Source organism: Flavobacterium sp. ov086 (assembly GCF_900187965.1).
Lineage (GTDB): Bacteria > Bacteroidota > Bacteroidia > Flavobacteriales > Flavobacteriaceae > Flavobacterium.
Genome location: NZ_FZNL01000042.1, coordinates 1 through 21993, shown reverse-complemented (window position 1 = coordinate 21993; position 21993 = coordinate 1). Strand labels below are relative to the sequence as shown.

At 35.3% G+C, this 21993-nt stretch carries 2 protein-coding genes; both read right to left on the bottom strand.

What is annotated here, in order from left to right:
• On the bottom strand, positions 1-18295 hold an 18295-nt coding region (locus CHB81_RS25990), incomplete at its 3' end, for a non-ribosomal peptide synthetase (RefSeq protein ID WP_089354726.1).
• On the bottom strand, positions 18295-21993 hold the full coding sequence (locus tag CHB81_RS25985; RefSeq protein ID WP_089354725.1) for a non-ribosomal peptide synthetase: 3699 nt from the start codon (positions 21991-21993) through the stop codon (positions 18295-18297). The genes CHB81_RS25985 and CHB81_RS25990, both read right to left, overlap by 1 nt.

The window sequence follows — 21993 nt, the reverse complement described above, 5'->3', positions numbered from 1 at the left end:
TTACATAACGCAGCGAATGTGCTGAACTTTCGGATAGAAATTCCTCCTGAAGTACATAAAATGAACCAGGAGTTTGATTTAAAACCGTTACGCCTTCTTTTATTAGTAATTCCTTAAAAGAAATCGCATCTTTTGTAAGGTCCTTACCAACAATTACTAAACGGCCTCCATGTAATAAGGCGCCATACATTTCCCATACCGAAAAATCAAAACAAAACGAGTGAAACAAAGTCCAGACATCACTTGATCCAAAATCATATAATGAAGATTCATTTTTGAATAATCGAACTACATTTTTATGCGTTATCAAAACTCCTTTAGGAGTACCGGTACTTCCCGAAGTATAGATAACATACGCTAAATTAGATGCAGACAACACAGTGCTGAGTTTCCCTGCAGAATATCCCGAGATAAGATCCCAATCTTTATCCAGACACAGAACTGATAAAACTCTATCTTTATTTATAACATTACTACTTGTTTCACTGCTTAAAACCAAACCAATACTGGCATCTTTAAGCATGTAATCAATACGATCTCTTGGATACTCCGGATCGATTGGAACATAAGCTCCTCCTGATTTTAAGATTCCCAGAATACCTACGAGCATTTCCAGGCTTCGCTCCAGACAAATACCTACAAGATCATCCTGCCCTACGCCCTGTTCACGTAAATAATGCCCTAATTGATTTGAACGCTTATCTAATTCTTTGTAAGTCAGCTCTTCCTGTTCATAAACAACTGCGATAGCATTTGGTGTTCGTTTAACCTGTTCTTCGAATAAATCTACTACGGTTTTATCTAATGGATAAGCAACATCAGTGTTATTGAAAACATTCAATAATTGATGTGATTCTTCTTTGGTAAGCATCGCTAAACTGCTTACAGGCTGCGTGATATTGCTTGCAATACTAACCAACAGCTCTTTATAATGCAGCAGCATTCGGTCTATTGTAGCTTTATTAAATAAGGCTGTACAATAATTTATTCCTAATGAAATACCATGGTTACTCTCTGATACACTAAATGTTAAATCAAATTGAGCTGTAGCAATATCTAAAGCATAATTTGATAGAGTAACTCCTTTTATACCAACTCCTTGTTCTACAACTCCTCCAGAGTTTGATTCCATATTTTGAAAATCAAACATCACTTGAAACAACGGCGTCATACTCATATCACGAGTCGTAATCACCCGATCTACAACCTTTTCAAATGGTGTTAACTGATGGTCATAACCTTCCAGAGTTGTCTGTTTTACTCGTGACAACAAATCTCTAAAACTCGGATCACCGCTTAAATCACTGCGAAGTGCTAAAGTATTGACAAAAAAGCCTATCATTCCTTCTAACTCTGATTGCGTTCGATTCGCAATTGGTGTTCCTACACAAATATCGTCCTGTCCACTATATCGGGATAACAATACTTTAAAGGTTGATAGTAATAACATAAACAGCGTAACGCCTTCTTCTTTGCATAATCTTTCTAAGGAAGTACTTATTTTTTCATTTAGCTCTAAAGAAACACTGGCTCCTTCATTGCTCTGCACAGAAGGACGAACATAATCCGTGGGTAAAGACAAAGTGTTTACGCCTTTTAATTTTTCTTCCCAATAGGATAACTGATTCTCTAAAACCTCGCCTTCTAAATACTTGCGCTGCCAAATGGCATAATCTGCATATTGTAAGCTAAGCTTTGGTAAATCAGGGGTTTTGTTTGATTGGAAGGCACTGTACAATTCCATAAACTCATTGGTCAGGATTCCATCTGACCAGCCATCACTGGCAATATGATGGAAAACGCAAGCCAAAACATACTTCTCATTCTCTAATGTATACAAACACGCTCGCAGTTTGTAATCTTTTGATAAATCAAAAGGTTTATTTACGTAGTCTGCTATATTATTTTCTAATGATAAATCATCTGATACAATTGCCTGATCCAATGACCAGCCCTCAGCGCCAATAATTTCCTGATAACCGATTCCGTCTTCTGATAAAAGCATGCTGCGTAAAACCTCATGACGCGAAACGATCTCCTGTAAGGTTTGTTCCAGTATTGATACCTCTAATGCTCCTTCTAAACCAAGAACTATAGGAATGTGATATTCGGTACTGCCTTGTAACTGATCCAAAAACCATAATCGTTCCTGACTAAACGATAATGGGATACGCACAGGACGATTTTCTACTACAATTGTTGGTAATAAAACCCCTTCTGACTGAGCGGATATATGAGTCCCTAAACTTGAAATCGTGGTATAGGCGAAAATATCAGCAATTTCAATCTCTTTGGACAGTTCTTTGCGGATCATGGAAACTAAACGTGTAGCCAATAAACTATGACCACCCAATTCGAAGAAATCATCATGAATCCCTACTTGTTCTATGCCTAACAAATTCTGCCAGATTTCTGCTAATTGTATTTCTGTTTCGTTACGTGGTGCTACATATTCTTTACTGGATAAATCTGAGTTATCCGGATCCGGTAATGACTTCTTATCCAGCTTTCCATTACCCGTTAATGGCATTTCTTCTAAAGTCACCCATAATTGAGGAACCATATACTCAGGCAGACTTAGTTTTAATTGTTTTTGTAATACTTCTTTATCGAAATCCCCTTCAGGTACAACATAACCAACCAAACGTTTAATTCCATGATTATCTTCCTTAGCCAGTACACAACACTGTGTTACTCCCGGTAAAGATGATAAGACGCTTTCAATCTCGCCCAACTCGATTCGATAGCCGCGGATTTTAACCTGATCATCTTTTCTGCCGATATATTCTATATTACCATCCGGCAGCCAACGCGCTAAATCGCCTGTCTTATAAATTCGTTCACCCTCTTTAAACGGATTCGCTATAAACTTCTCTTGAGTTAGTTCTTCTTTGTTCAAATAGCCTCTCGCTACCTGAACACCTCCTATACATAATTCACCTATTACTCCTATTGGTAATAATTGGTTTTGATTATCTAAAACATATAAACTTGTATTGGCTACTGGTTTTCCTATTAGAATTTGAGACAAAGAGCCTTCTAGTGGTACTTCCCATGAACTTACATCAATTGCTGCCTCTGTAGGTCCATATAAATTATCTAATCGAACATTCTTGAATTTATCCTTAAATAATATTACCTGATCTACCTGTAAAGCTTCTCCACTACACAAAACCTGCTTTAAGGAACTACAATCTCCCAATTTGATGTCTTCTAAGAAAGCCCTCAACATCGAAGGAACAAAATGAATCGTCGTGATATTTTCCTTGTCTATAATGTATTTTAAATACTCAACATCTTTGTGTCCTTCCGGTTTGGCAAAAACCAATCGTGCCCCACAAGTAATAGCCCATAAAAATTCCCATACTGATACATCAAAACTAAAAGAAGTCTTCTGTAAAATTGCATCATCACTCTTAAGTTGATAATGCGATTGTGTCCATAATAAACGGTTCACAATACCTCCATGTTCATTCATCACTCCTTTAGGAGTACCAGTACTTCCGGAAGTATATATAACATAGGCTAAATTAGATGCAGACAATACATTGCTGAGTTTCCCTGTAGAGTAGCCAGAGATAAGATTCCAATCTTTATCCAAACATAGAACTGATAAATCTTCACCTTTACTTATAACATTGCTACTTATTTCACTGCTTAAAACCAAACCAATACCTGCATCTTTAAGCATATAATCTATACGATCTGTTGGATACTCCGGATCGATTGGAACATAAGCTCCTCCTGATTTTAATATTCCCAGAATACCTATGAGCATCTCTAAACTTCGCTCCAGACAAATACCCACAAGATCATCCGGCTGTATGCCTTGTTCGCGTAAATAATGCCCCAGCTGATTTGAGCGTTGATCTAATTCTTTATAACTTAATTCTTCCTGTTTATAAACAACTGCAATAGCATCTGGTGTTCGTTTAACCTGTTGGGTGAACAAATCTACTACGGTCTTATCTAATGGATAGGCAACATCAGTATCATTAAATTCATATAATAATTGATTTGATTCTTCTTTGGTCAGCATCGACAGATTGCTTAGCGGCTGAGTGATATTCCCTGCAATACTAACCAACAGCTTCTGATAATGCTGCAGCATACGGTCTATTGTTCCTTTATCAAATAAAGCTGTGCAATAATTTATGCCTAATGAAATACCATTTTCTTTTTCTGATACATTCAATAGCAAATCAAATTGAGAACTTCCCACTTCAATATCATACGCTGATAAGGTCAAGCCTTCTAAAGCTGCATCCTTGCTTTCTTCATTATTCTGTAAGGAAAACATCACTTGAAACAATGGACTCATACTCATATCACGAGTTGTAACCACCCGATCTACAACCTTTTCAAATGGTGTCAACTGATGGTCATAACCTTCCAAAGTTGTCTGTTTTACTCTTGACAATAAATCTCTAAAGCTAGGGTTGCCGCTTAAATCACTGCGAAGTGCTAAAGTATTGACAAAAAAGCCTATCATTCCTTCTAACTCTGATTGTGTTCGATTCGCAATTGGTGTTCCTACACAAATATCATCCTGTCCGCTATATTGCGATAATAATATCTTGAAAGCAGATAACATTAGCATAAACAGCGTTACGCCTTCTTCCTGACAAATAGAGTTTAATGAGTCTCTCAGCTCTTTTCCTAATTCTAAAGAAACATTGGCTCCTTCATTGCTCTGCACAACAGGACGAACATAATCCGTTGGTAAAGACAAGGTATTTACGCCACTTAGTTTCGCTTCCCAATATTCTAACTGATTCTCTAAAACCTCGCCTTCTAAATACTTGCGCTGCCAAATAGCATAATCTGCATATTGTAAACTAAGCTCTGGTAAAACTGCTTCGCGACCAGATTGCAGAGCACTATACAGTTCCGTAAACTCATTCACTAAAATTACGTCTGACCAGCCATCACTGGCAATATGATGGAAAACACAAACCAATACATATTTCTCATTCTCTAATGTATACAAACACGCTCGCAGCTTGTAATCTTTTGATAAATCAAAAGGTTTATTCACATAATCTGTTATAATATTTTCTAATAATAACTCATCAGATACAATTGCTTTATCCAATGACCAGCCCTCGGCGCTGATAATCTCCTGATAACCGATTCCGTCTTCTGAAAGAAGCATAGTTCGTAAAACCTCATGGCGCGAAACAATCTCATATAAGGTTTGTTCCAATATCGATACCTCTAATGCTCCTTCTAAACCAAGAATAGTAGGTACGTGATATTCTGTAGTGCCCTGTAACTGATCCAAAAACCATAGTCGCTCCTGACTAAAAGACAAAGGAATGCGAACTCCTCTTTCCTGAACAACAATAGTTGGTAGTAGAAGTTGTTTATCTTTTGACAACAAGAGTGCCGATATCTCTAAGATACTTTGATATTCAAAAACCTCATGGATTGACATTTCGACTTCAAAAACCTTACGGATAAGCGATATCATTCTAATAGCCAGTAAACTATGACCTCCCAATTCAAAGAAATTATCGTGAATTCCTACTTGTTCTAATCCTAACAAATTTTGCCAGATTTCGGCTAATTGTGTTTCTGTTTCGTTGCTTGGTGCTACATATTCTTTGCTCGATAAGTCTGAATTATCCGGATCTGGTAATGACTTCTTATCAACTTTACCATTACTGGTTAATGGAAAACTATCTAATACTACCCACAATTGAGGTACCATATAATCCGGCAACTTCGTTTTTAATGATTCTTGTATCGATTCTTTATCAAAATCATCGTCAGATACAACATAACCTACCAGACGCTTGCTGCCACTTGCATCTTCCTTAGCCAATACACAGCACTGTATTATTCCTGGTAAAGAAAATAATGCATTTTCGATCTCGCCTAACTCTATTCGATAACCACGGATCTTAACCTGATTATCTTTTCTGCCTATATACACTATATTACCATCAGGCAACCATTGTGCCAGATCGCCAGTTTTGTATAGTCGCTCCCCTTTAATAAAAGGATTCGCTATAAACTTCTCTCTCGTTAAGTCCTCTCTATTCAAATAGCCACGAGCTAATCCAGCTCCTGATATACATAACTCTCCAATTGCTCCAATAGGAACTATATTTTGACTATCATCAAGTATATAAACTTGTGTGTTGGCTATTGGTGTTCCTATAGGAACTGTTGTACCAATTTCCCCACTAAAGGTAGTAGCACAAATACTAACTTCTGTTGGTCCATAAGCATTGATGTATTTTCCTGTTTCTGCAAATAACTTTGCCTGTTTTAATGGCGCTTGTTCTCCTGCTGTTATCAATGTTCTTATGCTGGATATTTGATTACAATCCAATAATGTTAAAAAGGCAGGAGGTAATGTGGCTATTGATATTTGATTTTTTTCAACATAATCTACAAAATAACTCACATCAAGCTTATTTTCTTCTTCTATTATATATAATTGTGATCCTGATAATAGCGATATAAAAATCTCTGATATAGAAGCATCAAAAGAATGACTTGCAAATTGTAAACAACTATCAGCTTCGGTTACTGAAAAAGTATTTATTTGTGATAATATTGTATTAACAATACTACTATGCTCTATCATAACTCCTTTTGGATTACCTGTACTTCCGGATGTATAAATTATATAGGCTAAATCTGAAGATTTAACATTACTATTATTTAAATCTAATATTGTTACTTCTTTTGATATTGTTTCAAACTCTATGTCTATTGAAAATATCTTTGTATCATAGTCCATTACTTCAAATAAGCTTTCTGAATCTATAATTAACAATTTTACATTAGCATCTTCTATAATAAATGACTTACGTGAACTTGGATAATCTTTATCAATTGGTAAATAGCAGGCTCCTGATTTCATAATTCCCAGCATAGAAACAATTGACCGCATATTACGATTCATCATTACTCCTACTATATCTTCTGATTCTAGCTTACCTGTATTCTTTAAATAATACGCCAAACAATTTGATTGTTCATTAAGTTCTCTATAAGTTAATACTTCATCTTCAAACGCAACAGCAATATTATTTGGGGTTCTCTTAACCTGTTCCTCGAATAAATCAACCAGGGTCTTGTCTTTTGGATAAACAACTTGTGTGTTATTAAATTCAAACAGTATTTGTTGTTTTTCTTCAATAGACAACATCTCAAGATTACTTACTGGCTCATTTATATTTTTAATTATACTGCTAATGATTTCTTCAAAATGAATAATCATAGATTCAATAGTATCACTTTTGAACAAATCTGTACAATATTCAATATCAAATAAGATCTCTTTTTCTGTTTCCTGAGCATTAAATGAAAGATCCAATATAGAGCTTATATTATCTCTCTCATAGCCATCTATAGTTATTTTATCTAAAAATACTTCTTCTGATCTTGGGGTATTATTTAATAAAAATTTTACCTGAAATAAAGGGCTCATACTCGTATCGCGAGTTGTCATGACTCTGTCTACAACTTTCTCAAATGGAGCACTTTGGTTATTATAAGCATTTAAAGTTGTTTCTTTAACTTGAACTAATAGATCCTTAAATGAATTTTTACAATCTATCTTGGTACGTATCGTTAGATTATTAATAAAAAATCCTATTACTCCTTCTAATTCAGCTTGTGTTCTATTGGCTGTTGGCGTACCAACACAAATATCTTCTTGTCCACTATATTTATACAGCAACACTTTGAAAGCAGATAGTAACAGCATGAACATCGTAACACCTTCTGATTTACAAATTAATTCTAATGCACCTTTTTGCTCTTGATTAATATGAAATGACGTACTCGCTCCCGCTCTACTCTGAATTGATGGTCGTACATAATCTGTAGGCAGCAACAATGGTAATACTCCTCGCAATTGATTATCCCAATAACGCAACTGAGCTTCCAAAACTTCCCCTGAGACATATTTACGCTGCCAAATAGCATAATCTGCATACTGGATTGGTAATGAAGGCAAACTCGGAGTCCTACCTAGAGTCTTAGCACTGTACAGTTCTATAAACTCATTCACTAAAATACCCTCTGACCAGCCATCGCTGGCAATATGATGGAACACGCATGCTAAGACATACTGCTCGTTACCCAAATGATACAAGCAACTTCTTAACTTATAATCCTTCGATAAATTAAAGGGTTGGGTCACATAACTATCCAGACTGGTTTCCAGCAAGGTTACATCGGATATTTCAAACTGATCCAACGACCAGCCTTCTGCGCCGATAATTTCCTGATAACCGATTCCGTCTTCTGATAAAAGCATACTGCGTAAAACCTCATGACGCGAAACAATCTCCTGTATGGTTTGTTCCAATATCGATACCTCTAATGCTCCTTCTAAACGAAGAATACTAGGTACGTGATATTCTGTACTGCCTTGCAACTGATCCAAAAACCATAAACGTTCCTGACTAAACGATAAAGGAATACGAGCCGGACGCTCCTCTGCAACAATTGTTGGTAATAAAACACCCTCTGACTGGGCTGATAGATGAGCTTCTAATTCAGAAATCGTGGTATGTTCAAATACTTCACGGATAGAAACTTCTATCATCAAATCCTTTCGGATCATAGATACCAAACGCGTAGCCAGTAAACTATGACCTCCCAATTCAAAGAAATTGTCATGAATCCCAACTTGTTCTAATCCTAACAGATTCTGCCAGATTTCTACTAGCTGTACTTCGGTTTGATTGCGTGGCGCTACATATTCTTTGTTGGATAATTCTGAATCATCCGGATCCGGCAATGCGTTTTTATCTACCTTACCATTACTGGTAAAAGGTATTGCTTCGAGTTGAATAAATTGATTAGGAATCATAAACTTAGGAAGGGTTTTGGATAACTGTATTCTTAAATCCTCCGTATTTATTTCTTCTGTAAGTTCTAAAAAAGCTACTAATCGCTTGTTTGAATTTTTATCAACTTTTACCAGTACTACTGCTTTTTTGACTTCGCCTAGTTTTAATAATGTTTGTTCTATTTCACCTAATTCTATACGATGACCTCTTATTTTTACCTGATCATCTTTTCTTCCCATAAACTCTACGTTTCCATCGGGCATCCACCTTCCTATGTCACCAGTCTTATACATCTTTTCGCCAGATCGAAAAGGATGATTTATAAACTTCTCTGCCGTTTGTAATGGCTTATTTAAATATCCTCTGGCAATACCATCTCCAGATACACATATTTCTCCTAACAAACCTATAGGAACTAAACAATTTCCTTCATCGAGAATGTAAACCTCAGAATTTCCTACAGGTGCACCAATAGGTATAGCGGTATATTCTCTATCATTCTCAAATCGATAAATAGTTGAATCAATTGTATTCTCCGTTGGTCCATAAGAATTATGAAGGGATATTAAATATCTATTACCAAGCCTGGCAATAAAAGTATTGACAACTTTCGTATTAATTTTATCTCCACCTGATACCACATGACGCAAACTTTGTAATTTGTTCAGATCAGTATCGGATATGTAATCCAACATATTTTGCAATAATAAAGGCGGCATATTTACCTTTGTTATCTGATATCTTTCGATATAATCTATAATGTTCTGAAATAAATCATCTTTGAAGTTTACCGGAGCCATAACACAGCAGCCTCCAACAGTAAAAGGCATAATATATTCTTCTAAAGAACCATCAAAGCTAAAAGATCGATAAAATAAAACCTTATCCTCAGATGTCATATCATAATATACCTTATAGAACTGCAATCTTGAGGCTAATGATTTATTACGAATTTCTACGCCTTTTGGCTGCCCGGTACTTCCGGATGTATAAATTATATAAGCTAAATTCTCCGGAGATGATATTCTCTCCATTGATCCTGTAGCTTGTTGGGCTATCAAATCCCAATCCTTATCTAATAAAACAATATCCAAATTATCTTTACCTGGAAATGTAACTAAGCTAGTACTATCACTAAGCAGGAATTTTATACCGGAATCCTCTAACATATAATCGATTCGTGCTTGTGGATATTCCGGATCAATAGGAACATACGCTCCACCTGATTTCAATATTCCCAGAATACCTATAATCATCTCGAAAGAACGATTAATGCAAATACCTATCAGATCTTCTTTTTCTACTCCTTTACTTACCAAAAATCTTGCTAATTGATTGGATTTCTTATCCAACTCTCCATAAGTCAGCTCCTGATCATCGAAAACAATAGCTACAGAATTTGGTGTCTTAGATACCTGTTCTGAAAACAAATCTACAATCGTCTTATCCTTAGGATAATCTATAGAAGTAGCATTAAAAACATTCAATAATTGATGTGATTCTTCCTCTAACAAAATTGAATCTGTACCAACAGGGCTATCAAACTTATTTTTAAAACAACCTAAAATATTATCAATATAAGTATGAAAACGTTCTAAAGATATTTCTGATTTAAATTTCTTAAACAATTTATACTCGATCTTAATGTCCATACCACCCGTTAGATCGACGGTTAAACTTAAATTCGAATTTGTACGCTCAAAAGAAGATATTTTCAAGTCCTCGTTAAGATTGTTCTTATCAGTAGATTGCAAATTATTTGCATAATCATCTGACATAATTTCATTATACACGTGAAAATCAATATAGTTAAATAAAGCATCATAAAAGGAATCATCTTTATTCATTCCTGCAAGACGCTTGATTTCAAAAAATGTCAAGTGATTATTAATTTGGACCTCCTTTATCTTTTCTTCTACATTCTTGAAATATAACAACCAATTTTCTTCAGATTGAAAAGTATAGCGTACAGGTAACATATTTAAAAAGCACCCTAGTAGATTGTCACCATCCTCAATAGATGGGCGGTTATTAGATACTAAACCGACAGTTAACTCATTTTCCAAGGTGAGCATTTTTAAGGCATAGATATATGCTCCAAAAAACACTGTTTTTAATGTTAAATTATATTGCTTACAATGTTCTTGTAAATTATTTAGAAAAGTAAGATCATATTGCTTATTATAAATTTCAAAAACTTCCGTTTCTTCTTTAAAAATATCTAAATATTTGTATCCTGATAATTCTTTTTTCCAAAAGGAAATTGCGTCAACGTCTTGCTTAGCTACCAATTCACTAATAATAGCATCACGGTGAGTACATGCAATTATTGATGGTAAATAAGAAATATTCTTTTTGAGTTCAAAGTAAGTTTTATAGACTTCTGTAATAAATGAAGCTATACTCCATCCATCCATGATTGAATGATGAAACTGAAATATAAATAACTTACTATATTCATCAATAGTAAAAAGATCAAAACGATATAATGGAACTTGTTCCGACACAAAAGAAACACCTCTTTCTGTTTCAAGAAATTGTTCAATTTTCTTTTCTTGTGCTTGTCGATCAAACAAACTTAAATCAGTATTTTTCAGATCAAAAGAAACCGATTTCGATACTATCTGTACTGGTTTATCATAATCAGAAAAATTAAAACTTGTACGAAATATAGAATGCTTTTCAATTAATAAAGCAAGTGATTTATGAAATATAGTAATGTCAAAAGATTTGTCCTCAATGCTAAATATCAACTGATCATGAAAAATCCCTAATTCAGGAGCTACTAATGACTCCATAACCATACCCTGTTGGACATCAGTCATTGGGTAAACATCTTCAATTAAATCTGGATTTTTTATAGACGCCAAGACAGATAAACGTAATGCTTCTATTTCCCACTCAACTATTTTATGAAGTTCTTTAAGCTTATCATCATCAGCAACAGCGTCACTATTTAATACTGAGGCAGAAAAATTCTGTATAGTAGAGTATTCAAAAAGATTTCGTAATTGAATATGTTGATTAAAACTTTTATTTATTTGTGAGATTAATCTAATAGATTTAATAGAATCACCGCCCAATTCAAAGAAATTATCATTAATTCCTACTTGTTCTATGCCTAACAGATTCTGCCAGATTTCTGCTAATTGTATTTCTGTTTCGTTGCGTGGTGCTACATATTCTTTACTTGATAAATCTGAACTATCCAGATCTGGCAATGACTTCTTATCCAGCTTTCCGTTACCGGTTAATGGCATCGCATCTAAAGTCATCCATAATTGAGGAACCATATACTCCGGCAAGCTTAGCTTTAATTGATTTTGTAATCTCTCTTTGTCTAATGTGTCTTCCAAAACCACATAACCAACCAGACGCTTACTCCCAACTGCATCTTCCTTAGCCAGTACACAACATTGTGTGACTCCATCTAATGAAGACAATACATTTTCGATCTCACCTAATTCTATTCGATAACCACGGATTTTAACCTGATCATCTTTCCTGCCGATATATTCAATATTTCCATCCGGCAGCCAACGCGCTAAATCTCCCGATCTGTATAATCTGGAAGTTTTATCCTCACTAAACGGATTCTTTATAAACTTCTCATTCGTTAAGTCTTCTCTATTCAAATAGCCTTTGGCTACACCTGCTCCTGAGACACACAACTCTCCTTCTACCCCTATCGGAACCAGATTTAAATGAGCATCTACTATGTAACATCCTAAAGTTGGAATTGCTGCACCTATATTACTGATCAGACTCTTTGTATCTGACTCCAGAATCTCTTTGTATGTAACATGCACAGTTGTTTCTGTGATACCATACATGTTTATCAGTTTACAATCCGGATAAGAACGTTTCCATCTTTCCAAATAAGTTGAATTTAGTGCCTCTCCTCCAAAAATTACATAACGCAGCGAATGTGCTGAACTTTCGGATAGAAATTCCTCCTGAAGTACATAAAATGAACCAGGAGTTTGATTTAAAACCGTTACGCCTTCTTTTATTAGTAATTCCTTAAAAGAAATCGCATCTTTTGTAAGGTCCTTACCAACAATTACTAAACGGCCTCCATGTAATAAGGCGCCATACATTTCCCATACCGAAAAATCAAAACAAAACGAGTGAAACAAAGTCCAGACATCACTTGATCCAAAATCATATAATGAAGATTCATTTTTGAATAATCGAACTACATTTTTATGCGTTATCAAAACTCCCTTAGGAGTACCGGTACTTCCCGAAGTATAGATAACATAAGCTAAATTAGATGCAGACAACACAGTGCTGAGTTTCCCTGCAGAATATCCCGAGATAAGATCCCAATCTTTATCCAGACACAGAACTGATAAAACTCTATCTTTATTTATAACATTACTACTTGTTTCACTGCTTAAAACCAAACCAATACCGGCATCTTTAAGCATATAATCAATACGATCTGTTGGATACTCCGGATCGATGGGAACATAAGCTCCTCCTGATTTTAAGATTCCAAGTATACCTACGAGCATTTCCAGGCTTCGCTCCAGACAAATACCTACAAGATCATCCGGCCCTACGCCCTGTTCACGTAAATAATGCCCTAATTGATTTGAACGCTTATCTAATTCTTTGTAAGTCAGCTCTTCCTGTTCATAAACAACTGCGATAGCATTTGGTGTTTGTTTAGCCTGTTCTTCGAATAAATCTACTATGGTTTTATCTAATGGATAGGCAACATCAGTGTTATTGAAAACATTCAATAATTGATGTGATTCTTCTTTGGTAAGCATCGCTAAACTGCTTACAGGCTGCGTGATATTGCTTGCAATACTAACCAACAGCTCTTGATAATGCAGCAGCATTCGGTCTATTGTTGCTTTATTAAATAAGGCTGTACAATAATTTATTCCTAATGAAATACCATGGTTACTCTCTGATACACTAAATGTTAAATCAAATTGAGCTGTAGCAATATCTAAAGCATAATTTGATAGAGTAACTCCTTTTATACCAACTCCTTGTTCTACAACTCCTCCAGAGTTTGATTCCATATTTTGAAAATCAAACATCACTTGAAACAACGGCGTCATACTCATATCACGGGTTGTAATCACCCGATCTACAACCTTTTCAAATGGTGTTAACTGATGGTCATAACCTTCCAGAGTTGTCTGTTTTACTCGTGACAACAAATCTCTAAAACTCGGATCACCGCTTAAATCACTGCGAAGTGCTAAAGTATTGACAAAAAAGCCTATCATTCCTTCTAATTCTGATTGCGTACGATTCGCAATTGGCGTTCCTACACAAATATCATCCTGTCCACTATATCGGGATAACAATACTTTAAAAGCTGATAACAATAACATAAAAAGGGTAACACCTTCTTGTTGACAGATAGAACTTAATGAGTCTCTAAGCTCTTTTCCTAATTCTAAAGAAACATCAGATCCTTCATTACTTTGCACAGAAGGGCGAACATAATCCGTCGGTAAAGACAAAGTGTTTACGCCTTTTAATTTTTCTTCCCAATAGGATAACTGATTCTCTAAAACCTCGCCTTCTAAATACTTACGCTGCCAAATGGCATAATCTGCGTATTGTAAACTAAGCTTCGGTAATTCTGGCTTTTTGTTTGATTGGAGAGCACTGTACAATTCCATAAACTCATGGGTCAGGATTCCACCCGACCAGCCATCACTGGCAATATGGTGGAAAACACAAGCCAAAACATACTTCTCATTCCCTAATGTATACAAACACGCTCGCAGCTTGTAATCTTTCGATAAATCAAAAGGTTTATTTACGTAGTCTGCTATATTATTTTCTAATGATAAATCATCCGATACAATTGCTTTATCCAATGACCAGTCCTCAGCGCTGATAATTTCCTGATAACCGATTCCATCTTCTGATAAAAGCATACTGCGTAAAACCTCATGACGCGAAACGATCTCCTGTAAGGTTTGTTCCAGTATCGATACCTCTAAGACTCCTTCTAAACCAAGAACTATAGGAATATGATATTCGGTACTGCCTTGTAACTGATCCAAAAACCATAGTCGTTCCTGACTAAAAGATAATGGGATACGCACAGGACGATTTTCTACTACAATTGTTGGTAATAAAACCCCCTCTGACTGGGCTGATATATGAGTCCCTAATTCAGAAATCGTGGTATGTCCAAATACTTCGCGAAGAGAAACTTCTATCCTCAAATCCTTACGAATCATAGAAACTAAACGAGTGGCTAATAAACTATGACCACCCAATTCGAAGAAATTATCATAAACTCCTACTCGTTCTACGCCTAAGAGATTCTGCCAGATTTCGGCTAACTGCGCTTCGGTTTCGTTACGCGGTGCTACATATTCTCTACTGGATAAGTCTGAATTATCAGGTTCCGGTAATAATCTTTTGTTTAACTTTCCATTAGTGGTTAAAGGGAAGCTCTCCAATTGTATCCAGATCATAGGAACCATAAATTCTGGTAAGCTTAATTTTAAATATTCTTGTATTTGATTTTTATTTAACTCCTTATCTACAACAACATAACCAACCAGACGCTTGTTCCCACCTGCATCTTCCTTAGCCAGAACACAACATTGCGTTATTCCGGGTAAAGACGATAATACATTCTCTATTTCTCCCAGTTCTATTCGAAACCCACGAATTTTAACCTGATCATCTTTTCTTCCAATATATTCTATATTTCCATCGGGTAACCAACGCGCTAAATCGCCTGTCTTATAAATTCGTTCGCCTTCTCTAAACGGATTCGCTATAAACTTCTCTTGAGTTAGTTCTTCTTTATTTAAATAACCTCGGGCTACCTGAACGCCTCCAATACATAATTCTCCGGCAACTCCAATAGGTAATAAATTTAAACTATTGTTAAGAATATAAATTTGGGTATTGGCTATAGGCTTTCCTATTGATATAGTTTCGTCTTCGTCACTTCTACTTTTGTAGTCTATAATATCTGTTGTTACAACATGCGTTTCTGTTGGACCATAATGGTTGTGCAACATAACACCTTGCTGCTTTAGATATTTTTTTACATTTTCAGACAATTTTAATTGTTCTCCTGCTACAATAAGGTCTTTTACTGAATCTATTTTTTCGAAAACACCCTCGGCTCCAAGAAATATAAAAAAAGCTGTTGGAAGAAACATTGTTTCAATATTCTTGTTCTTAATAAAATTTACTAAACCAGCTAAATCTTTCTTAGTTTCTGATGGAACTATATATAATTCTCCCCCTTGTGTAATTGCAAAAAATATTTCCTGAAATGACATATCAAAACTTATACTTGACAATTGTGTCACCCTTTGATTAGAAATACCTAATTGATTATTATTACATATCAAGTTGAATAATGCATAATGAGACATCATTACACCTTTTGGCTTTCCTGTACTTCCTGAAGTATATAAAACATATGCCAAATCATCTGGAGCTATTACTTTATTCAAATTCTCTGTTGAATAGCCTGAAATAAGATCCCAATCAGTATCCAATAATAAAATCGATAAATCTTCATAGCCCTCTAATAAGCTACCAGTAGTATTGCTGCTCAGCACCGTTTTAATACTAGCATCCTTAAGCATATAAGCCACACGATCACTTGGATATTCCGGATCAATAGGAACATAAGCTCCTCCTGATTTTAATATCCCCAAAATACCAATAACCATTTCCAGGTTACGATCTAAACAAATTCCGACTAAACTATCTGTAATTATTCCTTGTCCATGTAAATAATGACTCAATTGATTCGAACGTTGATCTAATTCCTTATAAGTTAATGCCTGATCTTCAAAAACTACAGCAATTGCATCAGGAATATTTTTTACCTGTTCCGAAAATAAATCTAATATTGTTTTGTCTTTAGGATATTCTGTAAAAGTATCATTGAAAACATCTAATAATTGTATCTCTTCCTTTTTGGTTAATATTGATAAACTATCTATTGGCTGTGTGATATCGCTTATTATGCTTTGCAGCAAATTTTGGTAATGCAATATCATGCGATCAATAGTAGTCTTATCAAACAAAGCTGTGCTATATTCTAAATTTAATGTAATGACTTCTTCAAATTCAGAAATCACCATATTTAAATCAAACTTAGAACTAACCATATCAAACTCATATCCAGACAAGGTAAATCCTTCTAAAGATATATCTTTAGATTCTTTAGGAGTATTCTGTAAAACAAATAACACCTGAAATAATGGTGTCATGCTCATATCACGGGTATTAACTACACGCTCTACAACCTTTTCAAAAGGTGTTAGTTGATGGTCATAACCCTCCAGAGTGGTTTGTTTTATTCTTGACAATAAATCTTTAAAACTTGGATTATCGCTTAAATCACTGCGAAGTGCTAAGGTATTTACAAAAAAGCCTATCATTCCTTCTAACTCCGATTGGGTCCTATTGGCTATTGGTGTTCCTACACAAATATCATCCTGACCACTATATCGGGATAACAAAACCTTAAAAGCTGATAACAGCAGCATAAATAGTGTTACACCCTGCTCTTGACATATAGAACTTAGTGAAGCGCTTATTTTTTTATCTAACTCTAAAGATACAATAGCTCCTGCATTACTCTGTACAGAAGGTCGTGCATAATCCATTGGTAAGGACAAAGTACTTACAGCCCTTAATTTTGATTCCCAATAGGATAACTGATTCTCTAAAACCTCGCCTTCTAAATAGTTGCGCTGCCAAATGGCATAATCTGCGTATTGTAAACTAAGCTCCGGTAAAACTGCTGGACGACCGGACTGCAGAGCACTGTACAATTCCATAAACTCATTTACCAAAATCCCCTGTGACCATCCATCGCTTGCTATATGATGGAAAACGCAAGCTAAAACATACTTCTCATCTCCTAATGTATATAGACATGCTCTTAATTTATAATCATTTGACAGATTAAAGGGAGTATTTAGATATTTATTTAAATGACTCTCCAACAATTCTTCATTCGATACCGCTTCTCGTTCCAAAAACCAATTCTTAGCACTTATAACTTCCTGATATCCTATTCCTTCTTCTGATAAAAGATTCGTGCGTAATACCTCATGGCGTGAAACAATAGTCTGTAATGATTCTTCTAAAATTGAAATATTTAATGCTCCATCTAAACGTAACGCAATAGGCATATTATATTCTGCGCTACCGCCCAACTGATCCAAAAACCATAAACGCTCCTGACTATAAGATAGAGGAATGTGTTTGATAAGATCTCTATCGAATGGTTTTACAGTATACTTCCCTAATCCTTTATCGTGATTTCTATTTACTTCAAACTTTTCAAGATGTTTAATAATAAGATCTTTATTATCTTTTATATCTGCTAGCAATACATCATTAATATTCTCACTTTCTGATTTTAAAACTAAATTCTCGCCTTCTAGCTCTAACTTTACTCCTTGATCCTGAGCTATTTTTAAAAGATTTAATATTTTATCCATTATATTGTTATTATTTTTTTATAAGTAATGTCTTGGTTTTCTTTTTCTTTGATTTCTTTGTGTCTTAAATAGGTACTTAATTCTTCTATTCTTGTAAATTCAAATACATCTTTGATTGTAATTTCACTCTCAAATTCTTTACGAATCATAGAAACCAAACGCGTTGCCAATAAACTATGCCCCCCCAACTCAAAGAAATTGTCATTGACTCCTACTTGTTCTACTCCTAATAAATCCTGCCAAATAGCAACCAATTTCTCTTCTGTTTCATTACGGGGAGCTACATACTCTTGTACTGAAAACACTAAGCTATCCATCTCTGGTAACGCTTTTTTATCTAACTTTCCGTTACTGGTTAATGGCATTTCTTCTAACTCTACCCAAATCATAGGAACCATATATTCAGGTAAACTAAATTTTAAATTTTCTTGTAAATACTCTTTATCCAACGCTCCTTCCAATACTACATATCCTACCAAATGCTTTACTCCTTTTGTATCTTCTTTAGCTAATACACAACACTGGGTTACTCCCAATAAGGATAACAATACATTCTCAATTTCACCCAACTCTATGCGATATCCCCGTATCTTGACCTGATCATCTTTACGCCCCATAAAAATTATATTCCCATTTGAGTGATGATATCCCTGATCTCCTGTTCTATATATTCTACCTAATTTCTCATGGGTAAAGAAACTCTTATGCGTTTTTTCTTGATCTTTCCAATACCCCAATGCTACACCTATACCTCCAATATATAAATCGCCAATTACTCCTACTGGAACAGCTTGTAATTCTTTTGTTAATAAATAAATTTTTTGATTTCCTAGAGGTTTCCCATAAGGAATACTTGTTAGATCGGTTACATCTATTTCTATTGGATAAAAAATAGACCAAATAGAAGCCTCCGTAGCTCCTCCTAAACTATATACTTTCACATCCAAACAAGAAGATCTGATTCGTTTAGGTAAATCTGTTGGAATCCAATCTCCACTCATTAATACTGTTTGTAATGACAATCTGCTATGGTTATCTTCAATATAATCCATGAAAATTTGCATTAAGGCAGGTACCGTATTCCATATTGTAATAGAATATTTTTGACAATATTGTAACCAGGATTGCGGATTACGATATTCATCCGGTGCTGGTAATATTAATTGTCCACCAACCCCTAAAACTCCAAAAATATCATAAACTGACAAATCAAAATTTAGTCTAGACAGTCCTAGTACACTATCATTTTCACTAATTTCAAAGCGTTGATTAATATCCTGTATTGTATTTAATGCTCCTTGATGATCAATCATGACTCCTTTAGGCACTCCAGTTGATCCAGAAGTAAATATTATATATGCTAAATCACTTGGGCTACAAATATGTGGAACCTTTATTAAACTATCTTGAGTATCCCACTCGTCGGGTTTTATAACATAAGTATTATAACATTCATCCAATTCTAAATTATCTAAAACTTCAGAAGTTGTTATTACTTGACTTACCTCTGCTAATTTAAGTAGTTGATTAATACGGAGGCTTGGCAAACTTGCGTCAATAGGCAAATATGCAGCTCCTGAACGTAAAATACCCAATACTGCTACTACTTCTTCCCAACCTTTATGCATCAATACAGCTACCGGTACATTAGGTCGCACATGATGACGATATAAGTATCCTGCCAAACAAAGGCTACGCTGACCTAATTCTTTATAACTTAAATTTTTATAATTTGTAATTACCGCTATCTTATCAGGAATCTCTTCAATTTTTTTGAGTAAAGGAGTATGCAAAAATCCTTTCGGAAGATTAATATTAGTAGCATTAAAATTATCGACTAATTGCTTTTCTTCATACTCTGTTAACATGGATAAATTACCTATAGTCTGAGTAACATCATCTACAATGCTGCGTAACAACTCCTGATAATGACGTAACATACTTGTTATAGTTTCTTCATAAAACAATACTTTACAATAAACTAATTCTAATGATATCCCTAAATCATTTTCTTTTACGAATAAATTTAAATCAAACTGAGTCGCAACCTCTTCGTAATCATATGATGATAATTTAACTTCCTTTAATTTAGTCTCTAAATCATTATCTTTAAGAATGTTCTGCAGCCTAAACATTACTTGAAACAACGGCGTCATACTCATATCTCGGGTAGTAACCACACGATCTACAACCTTTTCAAAAGGAGTCAGCTGATGGTCATAACCTTCCAAAGTTGTCTCTTTCACTCTTGCCAGTACATCCTTGAAACTCGGATCGCCGCTTAAATCACTGCGAAGAGCTAAGGTATTTATGAAAAAGCCTATCATGCCCTCTAACTCCGATTGCGTACGATTCGCTATTGGTGTTCCTACACAAATATCGTCCTGTCCGCTGTATCGGGATAATAATACTTTAAAGGCTGATAACATAAACATAAACAGCGTAACGCCTTCTTTCTGGCATATAGAACTTAATGAGTCACTCAGCTCTTTTTCTAATTCTAAAGAAACACTAGCTCCTTCATTGCTCTGGATAGAAGGACGAACATGATCAGTGGGTAAAGACAAGGTACTTACACCTCTTAGTTTTGCTTGCCAATAGGATAACTGATTATCTAAAACCTCGCCTTCTAAATACTTGCGCTGCCAAATGGCATAATCTGCGTATTGTAAATTAAGCTCCGGTAAAACTGCTGGACGACCAGACTGCAGAGCTCCATACAATTCCATAAACTCCTTCACCAAGATTCCCTCTGACCAGCCATCGCTGGCAATATGATGAAATACATTTGCCAATACATATTGATTGTTTCCCAAACCATACAAACAGGATCGTAACTTGTAATCTTTCGATAAATCAAAAGGACGCATCAGATAATCCTGCAGACTGCTTTCTAGCATTAATGCATCCTCTATTTCCAATTGATCCAATGACCAGCTTTCTGCGCTGATAATTTCCTGATAACCGATTCCATCTTCTGAAAGAAGCAAACTGCGCAATACTTCATGACGCGAAACAATTTCCTGTAAGGTTTGTTCCAATATCGATATATCTAATGCTCCTTCTAAACGAAGGACACTAGGTACGTGATATTCGGTACTGCCTTGCAACTGATCCAAAAACCATAAACGTTCCTGACTAAAAGATAAAGGAATACGAGTTGGACGATCCTCTGCAAAAATACCTGGCAATAAAACCCCTTCTGACTGGGCTGATATATGAGTCCCTAATCCAGAAATCGTGGTATGTTCAAATACTTCCCGAATAGAAACTTCTATGCGTAACTCCTTTCGGATCATGGAAACTAAACGCGTAGCCAATAAACTATGACCACCCAATTCGAAGAAATTATCATGAATTCCTACTTGTCCTAATCCTAACAGATTCTGCCAGATTTCTGCTAATTGTGTTTCTGTTTCGTTGCGCGGTGCTACATATTCTTTACTTGATAATTCTGAACTATCAGGATTAGGCAATGACTTCTTATCCAACTTTCCGTTACCGGTTAATGGCATCGCATCTAAAGTCACCCATAATTGAGGAACCATATACTCCGGCAAGCTTAACTTTAATTGATTTTGTAATCTCTCTTTGTCTAATGTATCTTCCAAAACCACATAACCAACCAGACGCTTACTCCCAACTGCATCTTCCTTAGCCAGTACACAACATTGTGTGACTCCATCTAATGAAGACAA